This is a genomic window from Polaromonas sp. Polasp52, from assembly GCF_059491565.1.
Genome location: NZ_CP168513.1, coordinates 1,020,168 through 1,038,735 on the forward strand (window position 1 = coordinate 1,020,168; position 18,568 = coordinate 1,038,735).

The following is an 18,568-nucleotide window of genomic DNA, read 5'->3' on the forward strand; positions in this document are numbered from 1 at the left end:
GCCGCGTAGCGGCCGCCTGACGAATAACAACTCACGCCCAACCCGCTTTTGCCACGCTTGATGCCCCCAGAGTCCTTCCCTGCTTTTCTTGCCGACACAGGCCGGCATGCCAGGCACTGGCTGTTCGAGTCGGCCCTGCCCCTGTGGTGGGAGCGCGGCGCGGACCACGCAGGCGGCGGTTTCCATGAAAAGCTGGGCCAGGACGGCCAGCCCATCGGCAAGCCGGTGCGCGTGCGGGTGCAGGCGCGGCAGACCTATGTGTATGCCCGGGCCGGCGCCCTGGGCTGGAGCGGCCCCTGGCAGGCGGCCATGCGGCATGGGCTGTCCTTCATGCTCTCGCGTTACCCCCGGCTCGACGGCCTGTTCCGCAGCACGCTGGACACCCACGACGAAAGCATAGACCTCTACGACCAGGCCTTTGTGCTGTTCGCGCTGGCGCATGCCTATGAAGCCGAGGGCCGGCCGCCAGAATTACTGGACACCGCGCAGGTCCTGCTGCGGCAGATTGAAGCCGCGCTGGCGCTGAGCGAGGGCGGCTATTACGACGGCCTGCCGCGGCAGCCCATCCTCAAGTCCAACCCGCTCATGCATTTGCTCGAAGCCCTGCTGGCCTGGGTGGCCATGGGGGTGGAAGGCCGCTTCCGCGCGGCGGCCCTGGCGCTGTGCGAACTGGCGGCCACGCGCCTGATCAACCCGGCCAACGGTGCCATCGGCGAACTCTTCACCACCGGCTGGGCGCCGCTGGGCCAGCCCCAGGAGCGCCTGTATGAACCCGGCCACCAGTTTGAATGGGCTTACCTGTTGCTGCAGGCCGAGGGCCTGCTGGGCATCAAGGCACGCAGCGAAGCCATTGCGCTCGAAAACTTCGGCCGCTCCTTCGGCATAGACAGCGAGCGCCAGGTCGCGCTGTTTGCCGTCGATGAGGCGGGCAAGCCCACCGACCGCAGGGCGCGGCTGTGGGCGCAGACCGAAAGGCTCAGGACCTCGCTGCTGTTCGCCACCCAGGGCCTGGGCGATGCGGCCAGCACCCCGGCTTTCCAGGCCGCCGTGGCCGGCAGTTTCTCGGGCCTGATGCGTTTCCTGGCCACTGGCGTGCCAGGCTTGTGGCATGAGTGGCAGCGCGAGGACGGCGGTTTTGATCTCGCGCCCTCGCCGGCCTCCTCGCTTTACCATCTGATGACCGGCCTCGAAGGCCTGTCGGCCTTTGCTCCCCTGACGCCCGCGGCACACCGCGCGGGCATTGTTGAACGGACAATCACCGCATGAAGCATTTGTTGAATCTCCTGGCGGCGATCGCGCTGCTGGTCTGGGGCACCCACCTGGTACGCACCGGCATCCTGCGCGTCTTCGGCGCCAACCTGCGCCATGTGCTGGCCGTCAGCATCAGCAACCGGCTGGCCGCCGCGGTCTCGGGCATAGGCGTCACGGCACTGGTGCAGTCCAGCACCGCCACCTCGCTCATCGTCTCTTCCTTTGTCGGCCAGGGCCTGGTCACCTTGCCGCTGGCGCTGGCCGTGATGCTGGGCGCGGACATAGGCACCAGCCTGATGGCCGTGGTGTTCTCCTTCGACCTGTCCTGGCTGTCGCCGCTTTTTATCTTCGCCGGCGTGGTGCTGTTCATCTCGCGCCAGGACACCAATGTCGGCCGCGTGGGCCGCGTGTTGATAGGCCTGGGCCTGATGCTGCTGGCGCTGCGCCTGGTCACGGCCTCCACCGAGGTGCTGACCCAGGCGCCGGCCGTCAAGGCCTTGCTGGCCTCGCTGAGCAGCGACCTGCTGCTTGAAATCACCGCCGGCGCCTTCCTGGCCGTGGTCTCGTATTCCAGCCTGGCCATCGTGCTGCTCACGGCCACGCTGGCCGCCTCAGGCGTGATCCCTCTCGACGTGGCGCTGGGCCTGGTGCTGGGCGCCAACCTGGGCAGCGGCCTGCTGGCCGTGCTGACCACCCTGCGCTCGCCCGTGCAAGTGCGGCAGGTGCCGTTGGGCAACCTGGTGTTCAAGCTGCTGGGCATTGTGGTCGCCGCGCCTTTTGTGGGCTTGTGGATACGCCACGTGCGGCCCTACCTCGGCGAGGCCGCCACCGTGGTCGTGCTGTTCCACCTGGCCTTCAACATGCTGGTGGGCGCGGTCTTCATAGGCTGGACGCAGGTGATCGCGCGCTGGGTGGAAAAACTGCTGCCCAAGCCCGACAAGAGCAAGGCCGGCGGGCGGCCGCACCACCTGGATCCGTCGGCTCTGGCCACACCCTCGCTGGCGATCTCCTGTGCCGCGCGCGAAGCACTGCACCAGGCCGACGTGGTGGAGAGCATGCTTCTGGGCGTGCTGCAGGTCATACGCAACAACGACCTCAAGCTGGCCGAGGACCTGCGCAAGATGGACGACATCGTCGACGAGCTGTATTCCTCGATCAAGTACTACCTGACCAAGATCTCGCGCGAAGCCCTGGCCGAGGAAGAAAGCCGCCGCTGGACCGACATCATCAGCTTCACCATCAACATGGAGCAGATAGGCGACATCATCGAGCGCGTGCTGATCGACATCGAGGACAAAAAAATCAAGCCGGGCCGCAATTTCTCGGAAGCCGGCATGGCCGAAATCGTCGAGCTGCACGAGCGCCTGGTCGACAACCTGCGCCTGGGCATGAGCGTGTTCCTGAACGGCACGGTGCGCGACGCGCAAAAACTGCTGGAAGAAAAAGCGCGTTTCCGCGACCTGGAACGCGCCTACGCCACCACCCACCTGGGCCGGCTCTCGGCCAACACGGTGCAAAGCCTGGAAACCAGCTCGCTGCACATCGATTTGATCAGCGAACTCAAGCGCATCAATTCGCACATCTGCTCTATCGCCTACCCGATTCTCGATTCGGCCGGCGCGCTGGCACCCAACCGGCTGCGCGCTTCCGCGCTGACCGACCAAGGCTGAACCTGCAGGGAAGGCCTCAGGCCAGGCCCATGGCGTCCGAGAGGATCAAGGCCGCCTCAGGCGTGAACTCGCCGCGCTGCATCGCGTCCAGCAGCTGCGCGGCATCCATCAGGCGGAACTGCTCGACCTCGCCATCCTGGTTGTCCGGCACCATGCCCTCGGGCACGGTGCAGACATACCAGTCTATGTCTTCCACCACATAACCCGCGCCGTCTCCATCGGTGGCCGGTCGCCGCGTCGCGAGCCGCCCGCCGTAGCGCATGGCCAGCAACTGCTTCACATGCAGGCCGGCCTCTTCCCAGGTCTCGCGCGTGAGCGCGGTTTCCACCGTGTCGGCAGCCGACACCATGCCCCCCATCAGCGTGTCCCACAGGCCCGGGTCGTTGGACTTGTTGAAGGCGCGCTGCTGCACCCAGAAGCGCCCGTCGGACGACTGCCCCACCAAATGCACCGCCAGCGTGGTGATGCCCAGCGGCCGCACGGCCGCGCGCTCCACCGTGCCCTTGCGGTGGCCGAACTGGTCGGGCACCGCAAGCTGCTCATCGCGCCAGGCGCCGGCCAGGCCGGCTTCGTGCAGCGCGACCGCGATCTTGTTGAGGCTGGTCGTGACGTCACCCATCACGCGCCAGCCCAGGGTTCCGGGGCGCTCTTCCTTGAGGAGGGGATGGTCGCCATCGGTCATGGTGTGCAGGGCGAGCTTGTGGAAGAAACCCGGTTCCACCGAACCGATCACGGATTCGCCGGCCCATAGCGGCACGCGCGGGTGCAAGGGTGGGACGATTGCGCCTGCTCGCAGGTCGCGCAACCAGTCTGGATTGTGGTTCGGGTTGGTCATGGTTTTTGAGGCTGTCAGTTTACTTCTTGGGTTTTGTTTTGAGGTGTGTTTTTCTTAGTTCAGCTGGCCGGGTCTCGCCCCGGCGGGCGAGGCACTTTTCTTTGCTTCGCCAAAGAAAAGTACCCAAAAGAAAGGCGACCCTGGTTCCTGCGTCCCTTCGCTTCGCTACGGGCAACCTGCGGTGCTCGGTCCAGCCGGGGTCAAAAACAACTCGCTTCGCTCAAACAAGTTTTTGCCCTTATCCGTCTGGCCCTGCGCTCCTCGGCGCATCTACAAGGGGGTGGGGACAGAAATACCAAACAGCCGAAAACCAATACCGAATACCTGAAGAAACAAGGACACGCCGTGGCGTGTCTTGTTTGTATTTGGAGTCCGGCTGTTTGGTATTTCGGACTTCCCCGTCCTGGCTGGGCCGAGGAGCGCAGAGACAAGCGGATAAGGGCTGGCGTTGTCTGAGCGAAGTGAAACGTAGCGAGTTTAGCCAGACCCCGCTTGGCTCGAGCACCGCAGGTTGCCCGTAGCGCAGCGGAGGGACCCAGACTGCGGGTCGCCTTTTCTTTGCTTACGTTCTTTTGGCGAAGCAAAAGAAAGTAAGTCGCCCGCCGGGGCGAGACCCGGCCAGCTGAACTAAGAAGAGGAAGGAGGAGGATGAGGAGGAAGAGCGCGTAAGGCCGGAGCAAGACCCGACCTCATTCAGGCCTTATTAAAAACCCCATCCAACCTCTTATCCCACTTAACCCCAGGCAACACCTCCGCCAACTGCGAATCCCCAAACGCAAAGGCGCCACGAAGCACCTGCGCCAGCACGGCGCGATAGTCGTGGTGCGCAGGCAGGTCGCGGCCTTCATTAAGCCGCGAAAGCCCCGTCCACGCCCCATGCCAGCGCCCACCGGCAACCCGGCTCCCCATCAGCCACATCGCATTACCGAAACCGTGGTCGGTACCACGGGTCCCGTTCTCCGCGCTGGTGCGGCCGAACTCGCTCATCACCACGACCACATCGCCGGGCTCCGCAAAATCCTGGCGCAGCTGCGCGATGCCGCGCGCAAGGTTGCCTAAGTTGTTGGCCAATTGGCCGGTGGCCGCACCCTGGTTGGCATGGGTGTCCCAGCCGCCGGCCGATAAAAAGCCCAGGCGCAGCTTGCGGTCGTTGCGCATCAGCGTGCCCAGGTGCTGCGCATCCAGCTGCAAGCCCACCGGGTCGGCCGCACCGTTGCTGGCGGCCAGCATTTGTGCGTTCAGGGCCTGCAGGTTGGCGGGCGTGCCGTCGCGGTCCAGCGTTCTGTCGGCCATGCGCCTGCTGTCCTGCGCCATCTTTTCGGCCCTGGCGCTTTTTTGTTCAGTCAATTCCTGCGCGCTCTGCATGCGGCTGCCCGCGCCCTGGCGAAAGGCTTCGCTGAGTTTGTCGTCGCCGCCATACAAATCCATCAGCGCCTGGCGGGTCTTGTCGTTGGCCAGCACGCCGGTGCGCTCGGCCGACTGGCCGCGCGGAATCAAACGCACGGCGGCGGCCTGGCCGGCCAGGATGGCGGGGTTGGCCTCGCCCACACCGAGCGCAACCGCGCCGCCCGCCCCGGCCCGGCCTATGCCCGCCGTGGTGTTGAGCCAGCCGGGCGCGCTGCTGGTCTTGCCGCTTTGCGCGATTTCCATCTGGTACTGCGCATCAAAGTGCGAACGATTCGGCGCCGGCAGGCCGGCCGCGGGCACAAAGCCGAGCACGCCCTGCTGCCACAGCGGCAGCAGCGGAGCGAGGGCCGGATGCAGGGCAAAGGTTTTGTCGAGCTTGATCGCGGTTTGCGCCGTGCCGTCGGGCGCGGCGATCGCGATGCTGGGGCGCAGCGCGTAGTAGTCCTTGTCCGCATAAGGCACAAAGGCCGACAGACCGTCATAAGCGCCGCGCAAAAAAACCACGACCAGGCGCCCCTTGTCCAGGCCGGGTGCGGCTTGCGCCCACACGCCGGGCGCGGCCAGCGACAGGGCGGACAAGGCGCCCATACCAAGCAAGCTTCGGCGCTGCAGTGAATGTGGCGATGAAGAATTGTTTGAGCTCATGAAATCCCCGCTGCCGTTTTTATTTACGCATGAAATCAGGACTCGCCAGCATCAGGCCGGTGCGCATCTGCGCGGGCTCCTGGGCGATGCGCTCGCGCGTCGCGACGCTGAAAAAAGCATTGAAGTAGGCCGGCTCGGCCGTGCGCTGGGCCAGGCCCATGGCGTAGTCGGCGCGCCGCGTCAGCGCCTCGGGCGCGAGCCAGGTGTTGGCGTCGGTCTTGTAGCCGTCGGGCGTCTGCCAGCCGTGCATGGGCTGGCCGGCCTGCGCGAGAAAGCCCAGGGTCTGGCCTATGTCACGCCTGTCCCTGACGCCGCCGGCTGCGGCGAGCGCCGAGCAGGCAAAGTCCAGCGGGGTCTTGAACAGCTGGTTGTCCTTGGCCCAGAACTCGGGCGATTCGATCAGGCTGCGCATCACCGCGCGCAGGTCGCCCTGGGTATCGGTAAACACAGCGGCCAGCCGGGCCACCAGCGCGGGCGGTGGTTTGTCGGCCACAAAAAAAGTTGCCAGCCGGGTGGCGACGCGACGCGCCGTCTCGGGCCGGCGCGCCAGGTAGCGTATGGCTTCCTCGCCCTCGGCCACGCTCCCGTTGCCGAAGGTGCGGCCCAGCAGGACCTTGCCGTCCTTGTCGTGCAGGCGCTCGGCAAAACGAAAGCCTTCGCCGTCCTTGAGGTTGACCGTCCAGCCGGTCAGGATGCGGGCCAGCTCGCGCACGTCTTTTTGCGTGTAGCCGCTGTTCACGCCCAGGGTGTGCAGTTCCATGAGCTCGCGCGCGTAGTTTTCATTGAGGCCGCGGCTGTTGCTTTGCGCCTGGTCCAGGTAAAACAGCATGGCCGGGTGTTTGGCGCTGGCCAGCAGCAGGTCTTCAAAACGGCCCAGGGCGTTGGCGCGTATCACGTTGATCTCATAGTGGCCGACAAAGGGGCGCACCGGGCCCTTGCCGACAAACACATTGAGGTGGTTGAACCAGAACTCGGTCATGCGCGCGAGCAGCGGGTTTTCGAGTGCGGGGTCGCTGCAGGACATCAGCCGCCAGGCGGCCGCGCCCTGGGCCATCTCGCGGCTGAATTTTTCATTGCCCGCTGCCGCATCGGCGGCGGCTGCCATGCCGGGCTTGGGCGTCTGGCGCGCGTTGCGGCGCGTCTCGCGCTCGGCCTGGAAGCTGCGCGCGATGTCACCCAGCGGCGCGTTGATGCCCGCAAGTTCGGCCGGGAGGTTGGGCGGGCGCTTGCTCGCGGCATAGGCCGCGTCAAGCTGCTGCAGCGCCCAGGCGCGGGGCGAGGCGGCGGCCTGGGGCCAGGCCGGCGTGGGTGCATAACCCAGGCGCGAGGCCGCGCGCCAGGTGGCCGAAAGATTGGCCGTGGGGGGTATGGCTTCGGTTTGTCCTTCGGCCTGCGCCGCGGGGCCGGCCAGCAAGGCCGCCAGCAGTGCGGCCACGGGTTTCGCTGTGGGCATGTTTTTCTCCTGCGATCCCTTCTAACGCACACCCCCCGGCTTGCGTTGAATCCCCTCCCGCAGCTTTACACAGCCTAGGCCCAGAGGCCGGCCATTTCGCCCCGGTTTACAAAGTCAGAATGGTGCAGCCCGTGGTCTTGCGGGCTTCCAGCGCGCGGTGCGCCTCGGCCACATCGGCCAGGGCAAACCGCTGGTCAATAGGGATATGGACCTTGCCGCTGGTCACCATGGCAAACAGCTCGTCGGCCATTTCCTGCGTGACTTCACGTGTGGCGATGTGGGTGAACAGCGTGGGCCTTGACACATAGAGCGAACCCTTGGCCGCCAGCACACCTATGTCCAGCGGCGGCGTCTTGCCCGAGGCATTGCCGAAGTTGGCCAGCAGGCCGAAGGGGCGCAGGCAGTCCAGCGACTTCATGAAGGTGTCCTTGCCCACCGAGTCATACACCACCTTCACGCCCTTGCCGCCGGTGATGTCCTTGACGCGGGCCGCAAAGTCCTCCTTCGTATAGTTGATCGCGAAGGCCGCGCCCTGCGACAAGGCCAGCGCGCATTTTTCGTCGGAGCCCGCCGTGCCTATAAGCTGCAGGCCCATGGCCTTGGCCCACTGGCAGGCGATCAGGCCCACGCCGCCGGCCGCCGCGTGGAACAGCACATAGTCGCCCGCCTGCAGGCCGCCCTGCGGCTGGGTGCGGCGCAGCAGGTACTGCGTGGTCAGGCCCTTGAGCATCATGGCCGCGCCGGTCTCGAAGGAGATCGCGTCGGGCAGCTTGCACACACACTTGGCCGGCATCACGCGCAGCTCGCAATAGCTGCCGGGCGGCTGGCTGGCATAGGCCGCGCGGTCGCCCACCTTGAGGTGGCTGACGCCCTCGCCCACGGCCTCGATGACACCCGAGGCCTCCATGCCCAGTTGCAGCGGCATGGCAAAGGGGTAGACGCCGCTGCGCTGGTAGACGTCGATGTAATTGAGGCCCACGGCCTTGTGGCGTATGCGTATCTCCCCCGGGCCGGGCTCGCCCACCGTGACGTCCACCAGCCTGAGTTCTTCGGGGCCGCCGTGCTGGTTGATGTGGACGGCTTTGGAGGGGTAAAAGGCCATGGGCGTGTTCCTTGCAGAGGGGGAAAGTAAAAGCAAAATAAAGACAAAAAAGCGTGGCTGCCATGGTGCCATGAATCGAAATGGGCCGCTCGGGCCGAGGGTTGAATCCCGGCAGGCCCACGGGCAAGGACGGCGCTTGTTAAAGTCGCCGCCATGACTCAGCGCCTGACTCCCGCCACCGCCTCGCTGCTGGTGCTTCCCCCCATGCTCTGGGCAGGTAATGCCGTGGTGGGCCGCCTGGTCACCGGCCTGGTGCCGCCCATGACGCTCAACTTCCTGCGCTGGGCCCTGGCCTTCGTGATCCTGCTGCCGCTGGCCTGGCGCCTGCTCAAGCCCGGCAGCAGCCTCTGGCCCCACTGGAAGCGCTTCGCCGTGCTGGGCCTGCTGGGCGTGGGCTGCTACAACGCGCTGCAATACCTGGCGCTCAAGACCTCGACACCGCTCAACGTCACGCTGGTGGCCTCCAGCGTGCCCATCTGGATGCTGGTGGTGGGCGCGCTGTGCTTCGGCCAGCCCGTGTCGCGGCGCCAGCTCGCCGGCGCCGTGCTGTCGATTGCCGGCGTGCTGGTGGTGCTCTCGCGCGGCCAATGGGAATTGTTGATGCAGGTGCAACTGGTGCCCGGCGACCTCTATGTGCTGCTGGCCACGCTGGCCTGGGCGTTTTACAGCTGGCTGCTGTCGCAACCCAGGGAGCCCAAAGAGATTCGCGGCGACTGGGCCGCGTTCCTGATGGCGCAAATCGTGTTCGGCCTGGGCTGGTCGGGCGCGTTCGCCGCCGGCGAATGGGCGCTGACCGACGCGCACATCGCCTGGGGCTGGCCGCTGGCCGCGGCCCTGCTGTATGTGGCCGTCGGGCCCGCGGTGATCGCCTACCGCTGCTGGGGCATGGGCGTGCAGCGCGTCGGGCCGGCCATCGCGGGTTTTTTCTCCAACCTCACGCCGCTGTTCGCCGCCCTGCTCTCGGCCGCCTTCCTCGGCGAGCTGCCGCATCTCTACCACGCGCTGGCCTTTGTGCTGATCGTGGGCGGCATCGTGGTGTCATCGCGGCGCTAAGCGGTTGCGGCAAAAAAAAGCACGGAGAACAGCCCGTGCTGCTTTCCGTGCCCAATTTCCACCAACGGAAATTTTTGACTGCCGTACTCAAGCCTTGACCGGATGCTCCTTGACGCGGCTGACCAGCTGCGTCGGGTTCACAAAACGCAGCGCGATCAGCAGCCACAGCACCGTGATCGCCATGTAAATCATGGCCATGGCATCCACCGACTGCCCGGCGCGCACGCCCGCGGCGAAGACCGCGTAATACAGCGCAACCACCAGGGTCTGGGTGTCGGGGCCGGCCACCAGAAAGGTCAGCTCGAACATGGCCACCGTGCGCACCAGCACCAGCAGGCCGGCCGCCAGCACGCCGGGCGCCAGCAGCGGCACCAGGGTATAGAGAAACATCTGCCGCGTATTGGCGCCGAAGACGCGCGCGGCCGATTCGATGTTGGTGTCCACCTGCTCGACAAACGGCGTCATCACCAGGATCACGAACGGCAGGGCCGGAATCATGTTGGCGATGATCACGCCCGGCAAAGTGCCGGCCAGGTGCAGCTGGTACATCACCGTGGCCAGCGGAATGCCGTAGGTGATGGGCGGCACCATGAGCGGCAGCAAAAACAGCAGCGTGAGCAGCTTCTTGCCGCGAAAGTCCTTGCGCGCCAGCGTGTAGGCGGCCGGCACGCCGATCAGCAGCGACAGAAACACCACCGAGAACACCACCACCACGGTGACCACCAGCACATGGCTGAGCTGGAATTCCTTCCAGGCCGACACATACCAGGCCGTGGTGTAGGCCTCGGGCAGCCAGGTGCCCAGCCAGCGTGTGGCCACCGAGTTGGTCGCGACCGCGAGGATCAGCAGGCCGACATTGACCAGGAAAAAAGCAATGACCCCCCAGACCAGCGCGCGCCAGGCACGGTCGCGCAGCGGGTGGGGATGGTGTTGTGCCGCGGCGCTCATCCCTTGCCTCCGGTGACCGGGCCGCGGTAGAACAGCCGGCGCAGGCCCAGCGCGGCGGCAACGATGGCCAGCTGGGCCAGGCCCATGATCATGGCGACGGCCGAGGCCAGCGAGTAGTCGTACTGTTCAAAAGCCGCTTCGTAGGCCGCAATCGCAATCACGCGCGTGGTGCCGGCGGGCGAGCCCAGCAGCACCGCCGAGGGAAAGACCGAGAAGGCCTGCACAAAACTCAGGCAGAAGGCCATGACCAGGCCCGGCGTGAGCAGCGGCAAATAAATGTAGCGAAAGCGGTTCCAGCCGTCAGCGCCCAGCGTGGCCGCGGCGCGCGGCAGCGCCGGATCTATGCCGGTGATGTAGGAGAGGATCAGCAGGTAGGCAAACGGGAAACCGGTGATGACCAGCGAGATCAGCACACCCCAGTAGTTGTGCGTCAGGCGTATCGAGCCTTCATAGAGGTTCAGCCAGTGCAGCGCCTGCGCCAGCCAGCCGCGCGGGCCGAAGTAGGTCAGCATGCCCTCGGCGATCAGCACCGTGCCCAGGGTCAGCGGCACCACCAGCAGGGTGGACAGCAGGCGCTGGTAAGGGCTTTTGACGCGGGTGGCGTAAGCAATCGCCAGCGCAAAGCCGACGTTGATCAGCGTGGCCGGCAACGCCAGCTGCATGGTGTTGCCTATGGTCTGCCACAGGTCGCGTGTCTGGAAAAAATGGATGTAGTTCTGCAGCACCCCGCCCTGCGCCGGCTGGAAGGACAGCAGCAGGCCGTAGGCAAAGGGGTAGACAAAAAACATGCCCATCACCGCGGCCGCCGGCGCGACCAGCATCACGGCCGGGTCCAGCGGCGGCCGCGCATGCTGGGCGGCGGGGGTTGGCGTGGCGAGCCCGGCCATCAGGACTCTCCCGCATAGACCAGCACCCGATCGGGCGCCGCGGCCAGCATCACGCTGTCACCCGGCGTGACGGCGCGCGACGAACGCACATAGAGCAGGTCCTCAAAAGCCGTCCTGACCTGCAGCAGCCATTCACGGCCGCCGTATTCCGCGGTTTCCACCGTGCCGGGGAAAGCATGTTCGCCTTCGGCAATCGCGATCTCGTCGGGCCGCACAGCCACCATCACGTTGGCGCCCGCGGCCAGGGCCTGCATGGCCGTGCCCGCCAGGCGCACGCCGCCCGCGCCTTCAACCGTGACGCTGGCGCCGTCGGAACGCAGCACCCGGGCCGGCAGCACATTGCGGTAACCCATGAAGCGCGCCACGTCCAATGTGGCCGGCCGCGCGAACACCTCCTGGGGCGTGCCGACCTGCTGCACCACACCGAGCTTCATCACCACCACGCGGTCGGCCATGGCCAGCGCCTCGTCCTGGTCATGCGTCACATAGACGGTGGAGCAACCCTGAGCGCGGTGTATGCGGCGTATCTCCGAACGCATTTCAATGCGCAGCTTGGCATCCAGGTTGGACAGCGGCTCGTCCATCAGGATCAGCGGCGGCTCGATGACGATGGCGCGCGCGATCGCCACGCGCTGCTGCTGGCCGCCCGAGAGCTGGCCGGGCAGCTTGTCGGCATGGCCTTGCAGCTGCACGGTGTCCAGCGCCGCGGCCACACGTTTGTCGATCTCGGCCGCCGGCACGCCGCGCATCTTCAGGCCGAAGCCCACATTGCGGCTGACAGTGAGGTGGGGGAACAGCGCGTAGTTCTGGAACACCATGCCGAAGCCGCGTTTTTCCGGCGGCAGCGTGTCTATGCGCTGCTGGTCCAGCCAGATGCTGCCGCCCGACAGCGGCAGCAGGCCCGCCATGCAGTTAAGCGCGGTGGACTTGCCGCAGCCAGAAGGGCCCAGCAGCGCGATGAATTCACCGCGCTCTATGGTCAGCGACAGCTGGTCCAGCGCGTTGGCCCCGCCGAACTGGCGGCTCACCCCCTCCAGGCGCAGCTGCTTGAACTCGTTTTTTTCCACGGGCCGTCCCGTGGTGTTTGGCATCACCATGTCGAAAACCTTTTGTTATATCTACTCCCTCTCCCCCTGGGAGAGGGTTGGGGTGAGGGCCAGCGGCGGCAATAACACCACGCTTTCGTGCACAGGCCGCGGCCCTCACCCCCGCCCTCTCCCAGAGGGAGAGGGAGCAATATCCTTTTATTTGCCTTTACCGGAGCCGATTTCCTGATCCCACTTCTTGAAAGCGGCAACCATGGCCTTGTCGTCCAGCGGCTGGGTGTGCGGCTGCTTGGCGATCCAGTCGGCGTACTCGGGGCGGCCGTATTCCTTGATGATGTCCTGGCTCTTTTGCGGCGCCGCGCTCAGCGGCACGTTTTTCACGGCCGGGCCGGGATAAAAATAACCGGAGTCATAAGTCAGCGCCTGCTGTTCGGGCTTGAGCAGATAGGCCATCAGCTCCATCACGGCCGCCTGGCGGGCGGGCGGCAAGCCCTTGGGCACGGCCATGTAGTGGGCGTCGTTGATCCAGGTGAAGCCATTGAGCGCCGCCACCTTGAACTGCTTGGGCACCACGCCCAGCGCGCGCGGGTTGATGTCCCAGCCGGTCACGGTGACCGTCATATCGCGCGAGCCTTCGCCGAGTTCCTTCATGACAGCGCCGGTGCCCGTGGGGTAGTACTCGATGCAGCTGTTGAGTTCCTTCAGGTAAGCCCAGGTTTTGTCCCAGCCGGCCAGCGGTTCCTTGGGGTCCTTGTCGCCCAGCAGGTAGGGCAGGCCCATCAAAAAGGTGCGGCCCGGGCCCGAGTTGGCGGGGCGCGCGTAAATCAGCTTGTTGGGGTTGGCCTTGCACCAGGCCAGCAGTTCGGCCGGCGTCTTGGGCGGCGCCTTGACCTTGTCGGGGTTGTACTCAAGCAGCGGGCCCGCGGGCATATAAGTCACCATGACGGCCTGGCCGTTGGCCAGGTCCTGCATCTTGCGGGCGCTGGGCAGGTAGTTGTCCATCAGGTTGGGAAACTTGGCGGCATGCGCGGGCAGCATGGGCTCCCAGAGGTTCAGCGCCATGCCGGCGGCCAGCGCATCGGTGCCGGTCAGCACCAGGTCGATGTCGGTGCGGCCTGCCGCCTGCATGGCGCGGATTTTTCCGGGCAGCTCGGGCGCGGGCGCCTTGGTGAAGGTGATGCGCGAGACCAGGTTGGGGTTTTTCGCCGCGAAACTCTCCAGCGCCTCCTGCGTGAGCGCCAGGTTGCCGGCCACGTCAACGACGTTGAGCGTCACGGGCTCCGCATGGGCCGCGCCCGCAAGCGCTGCCAGGATACCGGCGGCCCGCAGGCCCCCTCCCAGGCGGGACATCAAATGTTTGAACTTCGTCATGGTCTTGTCTCCTTCGTTGTTGCTGTGGACTGAAAACACGAGGCTCGTGGCGGCCTCTTAAAAACGCGGGCTGGCGCCGGAAAACCCCGGCTGGTACTTGCGCATCTGCGCCAGGTCGTTGCGGTTGCGTATGCCGCAATCCAGGTACTGCTGGTGCAGTTCGACCAGTTTGGCCGGGTCGAGTTCCACGCCAAGGCCCGGGGCTGTCGGTACCCTGACGGCCCCCTGCTCAAATTTGATGCGGCCGCCCTTGATGACTTCCTCCTCCTGCCAGGGGTAGTGCGTGTCGCAGGCATAGGTCAGGTTGGGAATGGCGGCGGCCGCATGCGTCATGGCCATCAGGCTGATGCCCAGGTGCGAGTTCGAGTGCATGGACATGCCCATGCCGAAGACTTCGCACATGCGCGCCAGCGAGGCCGTGGCACGTAAGCCGCCCCAGTAATGGTGATCGGACAGCAAAATTTTCACCGCATGCGTGGAGGCATTGCGCTTGAACTCCTCCATCGTGGTGACGCACATATTGGTCGCCAGCGGCATGCGGCAGTGCCGGGCCAGCTCGGCCATGGCCTCTTGGCCGGGTGCCGGGTCTTCGTAATATTCCAGCAAGTCGTCGAGTTCTTTTGCGGCGGCGATGCTGGTCTCCAGCGTCCAGTTGGCATTCGGGTCCAGCCGCAAGGGCACACCGGGGAAGGCTTTGGACAGCGCCTTCATGGCCGCGATTTCTTCAGCCGGCGGGAACACGCCGCCCTTGAGCTTGATGCTCTTGAAGCCGTAAAGGCTCACCATGCGCTGCGCTTGCTTCACAACCTGCTCGGGCGTGACGGCTTCGCCCCAGGCGTCAGGTGCATAAGGCCTGTCAGCGTGCTCCGCGTATTTGTAGAACAGATAGGCGCTGTAAGGCACTTCCGCGCGCACGGCACCGCCCAGCAAGTCGCACACGGGCATGCCCAGGATCTGCCCTTGCAGGTCGAGCATGGCGACTTCCATCGCACTGATGACCTTGTCGGCATTTTTGGCGGTGTGCGAGCCCGGCGCAAGCTCGAACTGCACGCTGCCGTCGGCGGCGTGTCCGGGCTTGATGGCTGCGCGTACGCGCTCTTCCATGGCGTTCAGCTCAAACGGGGACAGGCCGAGGATCAAGGTACGGGCCTGCTCCAGCACTTTCACCATGGGCTCGTCGCCGTAGGTTTCAGAGATGCCAAGGCGTCCGTCCGAAGTTTCCAGCTCGACAATGCTGCGCAGGGCCCAGGGCTCGTGGATACCGCTGGCATTGAGCAGCGGCGCATCGCGAAACGCGATGGGCGTGATTCGAACTGCGCTGATTTTGATATCTTTCATCCGTCCCACCACTATTCAGCCTTGATTCCGGCAATCTTGATGACCCGCGTCCAGCGGTCCAGCTCCCGTGCCACGAACCGCGTGTATTCCGCACTGCCCTGGGCCGGCACCACAAAACCGTTGGCCTCCATCCGCGCGCGGATGGCGGGGGACTGCATCGCCTGGACGGCGGCGGCTTCTATTTTGTCCACAATGGGCTTGGGCGTGCCTTTGGGGAGCGACAGGCCTGACCATGACAAGGCGGAGAAACCGGGGTAGCCCGATTCGTGAATGGTGGGCACGTCCGGATACAGGGGATTGCGCGCCAGGCTGGTCACAGCCAGGGCCCGGAGCTTGCCCGCCTTGATATGCGGCAGCGCCACGTCCTGGTTGATGAACATGAAGGGAATCTGTCCGCCGAGAAGGTCCGTCATCATGGGGCCGCCGCCCCGGTAGGGAATGCCCACCATGAACAGGGGCTTGCAGTTTTCTTTTTTCACGCCCGAGCAGGTGCCAACGGTTTGCTTGAGCAGCTCCATGGCCATGTGACCGGAGGCCGCAGGGACATAGCCATAGCTCAGTTTTCCGGGATTCGCTTTCCCGTAGGTGATGAGCTCCTGGAAGGTGGTGAAAGGCGTAGAGGGATGGACCACCAGCACGTTGGGCCCCGAGTGGACTTGCGTGATGTGGACGAAGTCCTTGAGGGAGTCGTAGCCGAGCTTGGGGTTGAGGCCGTGCGCCACCGCATTCTGGCCGACACCTGTTTGTATCAGCGTATAGCCATCGGGCGCCGCTCTGGCGCCCTTCTCCGTGCCGATGACCCCGCCGGCGCCCCCGAGGTTCTCAACGACCACGGGCTGCTTCAGGGCTTTGGTCAATTCATCCGCAATCATGCGTCCCATTACGTCGCTGGTGCCGCCCGCGGGAAACGGAACAATGAGCTTGATCGCCCTCGTCGGGTAGTCGGTCTGGGCCTGAACCGGAAGGGCCAGCAGGCCGGCGGCTGCAGCCACGCACACAAGCGCGGCGCAAAGCACTTTCCTGGTTGTTTCTTTTCCAGCCCGGGTCAGGCCATCGCGGCCCCGGTACCGGCAATGGTTTTGAGAAAGCTCCGGCGCGCGCATAGTGACTTGACTCATGCTTGTCTCCTTTTTTATTTGCCGACGGCGAGGTCGGCGGCCTGCATTGAATTCGAAAAACAAGGGCTGGGGCCGTGTGACAACAGGAAATCAAATCTACTGCGGTCTCAACCAATTTGTTAGCGCTAACAAATTAATGGTAGAGTAAGGGCCAGCCTTGCGTCAAGTCAGGCACTGGCTCTTTTTACTATGAGAAACCCTAGGTCTCGCACCCGTGCGCCGACGTCGCGATTTTCAGCGACGTCGAGGATGAACCGGGCCGCCTGACGGCCTATGGATGTGCCGTCGATACGCACCGTGCTCAGGGACGGATGGGTAAAAGCAGCAAACGGGAGGTCGCCAAAACCCATGACCGCCACATCACCCGGAATGGACAGGCCCAACGCCTGGGCCTCGGTGATGACGCCGTGGGCAATGACATCGGAGCCACAAAAAACCACATCAATATCAGGATGACGCGCGCGCAGGTCGGCGAAACCGGCTCTGCCGTTGGCCAGCGATGAAGGCGCAGGCACGGTGCAGACCGGGATGCCATGCACGCCCAGCTCGGCCAGCCGCGCCTCAAACCCGGCGCGGCGGCGCAAGGCGCGCTGGTCTTCCGCGATGACCACGCCGGGCCGGCGAAAGCCCTGGCCGTACAGGTAGTCGGCTACCGCCGCACCGACTTTCTCGTGGGAAAACCCCACGATCATGTCGATGGGCGTGGGCGTGATGTCCCAGGTCTCGACGATGGGAATGCCCGAGGCCAGCAGGCGCTTGCGCCCTTCGGGTGAATGCATGATGCCGGTCAGCACGATGCCGTCGGGCCGCCGGCCCACGATGGCGTCTATCAGCGCGTCCTCGCGCGCGCCGCTGTAGCCGCTTTGCCCCAGGATCAGCTGGCAGCCGGCCTCGGCCAGCGCATCGGTCAGCGCCTGTATGGTTTCCAGGAACACCGGGCCGGCGATGGTGGGCACCAGGGCCGCGACCAGCCGGCTGCGGTTGGAGGCCAGGCCGCCGGCGACCAGGTTGGGCACATAGCCGCTGCGCGAAATCGCGCCGCGCACGCGCTCCAGGGTTTCGGGCGAGACCGCCGCCGGCGTGTTGAGCGCGCGCGACACCGTGATGGCCGACACGCCGGCCAGGCTGGCCACGTCGCTCAGGGTGATGCCGCCGGTTCCGGGGCGCGGGGCGCGCTTGGCCTTGCGCAGCGTCTCAGAGGGTGATTTCATGCCCGGATGTTAACGCTAACTTGGCACCCATCGTACTCAATCCAGGCCGAACTGTTGCCGGAAGGCCTCGCAAAAGCCGGCGCTGCCGCTCAGCGTCAGGGTCAGGGTGTGCCGGGCCTTGCCGGGCGCGCCAGGCTGCACCGCCAGTCGCCCCGCCGCCTCGTCATACAGCAGCGCCTCGGGCGCCGTCAGTTCGCGCATGCCGTGCAGGTTGTAGTCCCAGTCAAAACCTTCCTCGAGCGGGCCGCGCCGGCCCGGGAATTCCGCATGGGCCCAGGCCAGCACCCGCACGACCTCGGCATGCACGGAGGGCACCTGCTCGGGCCAGGTGGAGGCCATGGCCTCCAGCGTGCCCGCGCCCTCATCGCCTTCCGCGTAATCGAAGTGGAGGTAGTCCAGGCTCAACACGGAGCTCAGTAGGTACCTGGATAGGCCCCGCCGTCGGCCAGCACGTTCTGCCCCGTCATATAGGCGGCATGCGTGCTGCAGAGGAAGGCGCAGATGCCGCCGAACTCCTCGGGCGTGCCGAAGCGCTGGGCCGGGATGTTCTTGCGGCGCGCATCCATGACGGCTTCCAGCGGCTGGCCGCTTTTTTGCGCGGCGCCGCTCATGGTGCCGCGCAGGCGGTCGGTGTCAAAAGCGCCGGGCAGCAGGTTGTTGATGGTCACGCCCTGGGCCGCGAGCTTGCTGCGCGCCACGCCGGCCACAAAGCCGGTCAGGCCGCTGCGCGCGCCGTTGGACAGGCCCAGCACGTCGATGGGTGACTTGACCGAGCTCGAGGTGATATTGACGATGCGGCCGAAGCCGCGCGCGGCCATGCCGTCGACCGTGGCCTTGATCAGTTCGATGGGGGTCAGCATGTTGGCATCCACCGCCTTGATCCAGGCATCGCGGTCCCAGTCGCGGAAGTCGCCGGGCGGCGGGCCGCCGGCATTGGTCACCACGATGTCGAAGTCCTTGCGCACCGCGAACACGGCCGCGCGGCCTTGCACGGTGGTGATGTCGGCGGCAACATATTGAACGCTGGTGCCGGCGGGTTTGGCCTTGTCCGCCGTGAGTTTTTCAGCGGCGGCCTTCAGCGTGTCCTCGCCGCGCGCCACGATCAGCACATGCACGCCCTCGCGCACCAGCGCCTGCGCACAACCCAGGCCCAAACCTTTGCTGGCGCCGCAGACCAGCGCCCATTTGCCTGCAATACCCAAATCCATAATAATTCCTCATTACAACCACGGG

The 18,568-nt window shown here is 65.6% G+C and carries 16 protein-coding genes; 3 read left to right on the forward strand and 13 right to left on the reverse strand.

What is annotated here, in order from left to right; genetic code table 11:
* The first annotated feature begins 60 nt into the window (after nt 1-60).
* Together ACEN9P_RS04820 and ACEN9P_RS04825 are read left to right on the forward strand one after the other, a co-directional pair.
* The gene (locus tag ACEN9P_RS04820; RefSeq protein WP_495621246.1) at nt 61-1,266 is read left to right on the forward strand and encodes an AGE family epimerase/isomerase; all 1,206 of its coding nucleotides are present in this window, start codon (nt 61-63) and stop codon (nt 1,264-1,266) included.
* On the forward strand, nt 1,263-2,921 hold the full coding sequence (locus tag ACEN9P_RS04825) for a Na/Pi cotransporter family protein (RefSeq protein WP_495621247.1): 1,659 nt from the start codon (nt 1,263-1,265) through the stop codon (nt 2,919-2,921). Before ACEN9P_RS04820 ends, ACEN9P_RS04825 begins: the two co-directional genes overlap by 4 nt.
* A gap of 16 nt (nt 2,922-2,937) precedes the next feature.
* Here the strand turns inward: ACEN9P_RS04825 and ACEN9P_RS04830 are convergent, their stop codons facing one another.
* The 4 genes from ACEN9P_RS04830 to ACEN9P_RS04845 form a co-directional block, all read right to left on the reverse strand.
* Complete coding sequence (locus ACEN9P_RS04830) at nt 2,938-3,756, reverse strand: NUDIX hydrolase (protein WP_495621248.1); 819 nt, start codon at nt 3,754-3,756, stop codon at nt 2,938-2,940.
* Between the two features lie 693 nt (nt 3,757-4,449).
* On the reverse strand, nt 4,450-5,751 hold the full coding sequence (locus tag ACEN9P_RS04835; protein ID WP_495621249.1) for a DUF1501 domain-containing protein: 1,302 nt from the start codon (nt 5,749-5,751) through the stop codon (nt 4,450-4,452).
* A 76-nt stretch (nt 5,752-5,827) separates the two neighbouring features.
* Entirely contained in the window at nt 5,828-7,261 is a 1,434-nt protein-coding gene (locus tag ACEN9P_RS04840; RefSeq protein ID WP_495621250.1) for a DUF1800 domain-containing protein, read from the reverse strand.
* Nucleotides 7,262-7,367: 106 nt separating this feature from the next.
* A complete protein-coding gene (locus tag ACEN9P_RS04845; RefSeq protein WP_495621251.1) occupies nt 7,368-8,363 on the reverse strand; it encodes a quinone oxidoreductase family protein in 996 nt (331 codons plus the stop codon).
* Between the two features lie 153 nt (nt 8,364-8,516).
* Here ACEN9P_RS04845 and ACEN9P_RS04850 point away from each other — a divergent pair, with 153 nt between their 5' ends.
* Nucleotides 8,517-9,416 carry a DMT family transporter gene (locus ACEN9P_RS04850; RefSeq protein WP_495621252.1) on the forward strand — a complete coding sequence of 300 codons (900 nt, stop codon included), beginning with the start codon at nt 8,517-8,519 and terminating at the stop codon, nt 9,414-9,416.
* 87 nt (nt 9,417-9,503) lie between these two features.
* Here the strand turns inward: ACEN9P_RS04850 and ACEN9P_RS04855 are convergent, their stop codons facing one another.
* The 9 genes from ACEN9P_RS04855 to ACEN9P_RS04895 form a co-directional block, all read right to left on the reverse strand.
* On the reverse strand, nt 9,504-10,364 hold the full coding sequence (locus tag ACEN9P_RS04855; RefSeq protein ID WP_477661292.1) for an ABC transporter permease: 861 nt from the start codon (nt 10,362-10,364) through the stop codon (nt 9,504-9,506).
* Nucleotides 10,361-11,251 (reverse strand): ABC transporter permease, encoded by an 891-nt coding sequence (locus ACEN9P_RS04860; RefSeq protein WP_495621253.1) that lies wholly within the window; start codon nt 11,249-11,251, stop codon nt 10,361-10,363. Before ACEN9P_RS04860 ends, ACEN9P_RS04855 begins: the two co-directional genes overlap by 4 nt.
* Nucleotides 11,251-12,348: an ABC transporter ATP-binding protein gene (locus ACEN9P_RS04865; protein WP_495621254.1), complete on the reverse strand. Its 1,098-nt coding sequence runs from the start codon at nt 12,346-12,348 to the stop codon at nt 11,251-11,253. Before ACEN9P_RS04865 ends, ACEN9P_RS04860 begins: the two co-directional genes overlap by 1 nt.
* A 147-nt stretch (nt 12,349-12,495) precedes the next feature.
* Nucleotides 12,496-13,647 (reverse strand): ABC transporter substrate-binding protein, encoded by a 1,152-nt coding sequence (locus ACEN9P_RS04870; RefSeq protein ID WP_477661331.1) that lies wholly within the window; start codon nt 13,645-13,647, stop codon nt 12,496-12,498.
* Between the two features lie 78 nt (nt 13,648-13,725).
* Nucleotides 13,726-15,006, reverse strand: coding sequence for a glucarate dehydratase family protein (locus ACEN9P_RS04875; RefSeq protein WP_495621255.1), 1,281 nt, complete (start codon nt 15,004-15,006; stop codon nt 13,726-13,728).
* Nucleotides 15,007-15,017: 11 nt separating this feature from the next.
* Entirely contained in the window at nt 15,018-16,187 is a 1,170-nt protein-coding gene (locus tag ACEN9P_RS04880; RefSeq protein WP_495621256.1) for a Bug family tripartite tricarboxylate transporter substrate binding protein, read from the reverse strand.
* Between the two features lie 104 nt (nt 16,188-16,291).
* Nucleotides 16,292-17,335: a LacI family DNA-binding transcriptional regulator gene (locus ACEN9P_RS04885; RefSeq protein WP_477661297.1), complete on the reverse strand. Its 1,044-nt coding sequence runs from the start codon at nt 17,333-17,335 to the stop codon at nt 16,292-16,294.
* Nucleotides 17,336-17,371: 36 nt separating this feature from the next.
* Complete coding sequence (locus tag ACEN9P_RS04890; protein ID WP_495621257.1) at nt 17,372-17,740, reverse strand: hypothetical protein; 369 nt, start codon at nt 17,738-17,740, stop codon at nt 17,372-17,374.
* Between the two features lie 8 nt (nt 17,741-17,748).
* Nucleotides 17,749-18,543, reverse strand: a complete 795-nt coding sequence (locus ACEN9P_RS04895; protein WP_477661299.1) for an SDR family oxidoreductase — start codon at nt 18,541-18,543, stop codon at nt 17,749-17,751.
* Nucleotides 18,544-18,568: the final 25 nt, after the last annotated feature.

Bases quoted from the DNA above. Each gene is read 5' to 3' on its own strand.
- ACEN9P_RS04865 (WP_495621254.1), bottom strand. From the start codon at position 12,348: ATGGTGATGCCAAACACCACGGGACGGCCCGTGGAAAAAAACGAGTTC.
- ACEN9P_RS04840 (WP_495621250.1), bottom strand. From the start codon at position 7,261: ATGCCCACAGCGAAACCCGTGGCCGCACTGCTGGCGGCCTTGCTGGCC.
- ACEN9P_RS04875 (WP_495621255.1), bottom strand. From the start codon at position 15,006: ATGAAAGATATCAAAATCAGCGCAGTTCGAATCACGCCCATCGCGTTT.
- ACEN9P_RS04850 (WP_495621252.1), top strand. From the start codon at position 8,517: ATGACTCAGCGCCTGACTCCCGCCACCGCCTCGCTGCTGGTGCTTCCC.
- ACEN9P_RS04870 (WP_477661331.1), bottom strand. From the start codon at position 13,647: ATGTCCCGCCTGGGAGGGGGCCTGCGGGCCGCCGGTATCCTGGCAGCG.
- ACEN9P_RS04820 (WP_495621246.1), top strand. From the start codon at position 61: ATGCCCCCAGAGTCCTTCCCTGCTTTTCTTGCCGACACAGGCCGGCAT.
- ACEN9P_RS04885 (WP_477661297.1), bottom strand. From the start codon at position 17,335: ATGAAATCACCCTCTGAGACGCTGCGCAAGGCCAAGCGCGCCCCGCGC.
- ACEN9P_RS04860 (WP_495621253.1), bottom strand. From the start codon at position 11,251: ATGGCCGGGCTCGCCACGCCAACCCCCGCCGCCCAGCATGCGCGGCCG.
- ACEN9P_RS04835 (WP_495621249.1), bottom strand. From the start codon at position 5,751: ATGGGCGCCTTGTCCGCCCTGTCGCTGGCCGCGCCCGGCGTGTGGGCG.
- ACEN9P_RS04845 (WP_495621251.1), bottom strand. From the start codon at position 8,363: ATGGCCTTTTACCCCTCCAAAGCCGTCCACATCAACCAGCACGGCGGC.
- ACEN9P_RS04855 (WP_477661292.1), bottom strand. From the start codon at position 10,364: ATGAGCGCCGCGGCACAACACCATCCCCACCCGCTGCGCGACCGTGCC.
- ACEN9P_RS04895 (WP_477661299.1), bottom strand. From the start codon at position 18,543: ATGGATTTGGGTATTGCAGGCAAATGGGCGCTGGTCTGCGGCGCCAGC.
- ACEN9P_RS04825 (WP_495621247.1), top strand. From the start codon at position 1,263: ATGAAGCATTTGTTGAATCTCCTGGCGGCGATCGCGCTGCTGGTCTGG.
- ACEN9P_RS04830 (WP_495621248.1), bottom strand. From the start codon at position 3,756: ATGACCAACCCGAACCACAATCCAGACTGGTTGCGCGACCTGCGAGCA.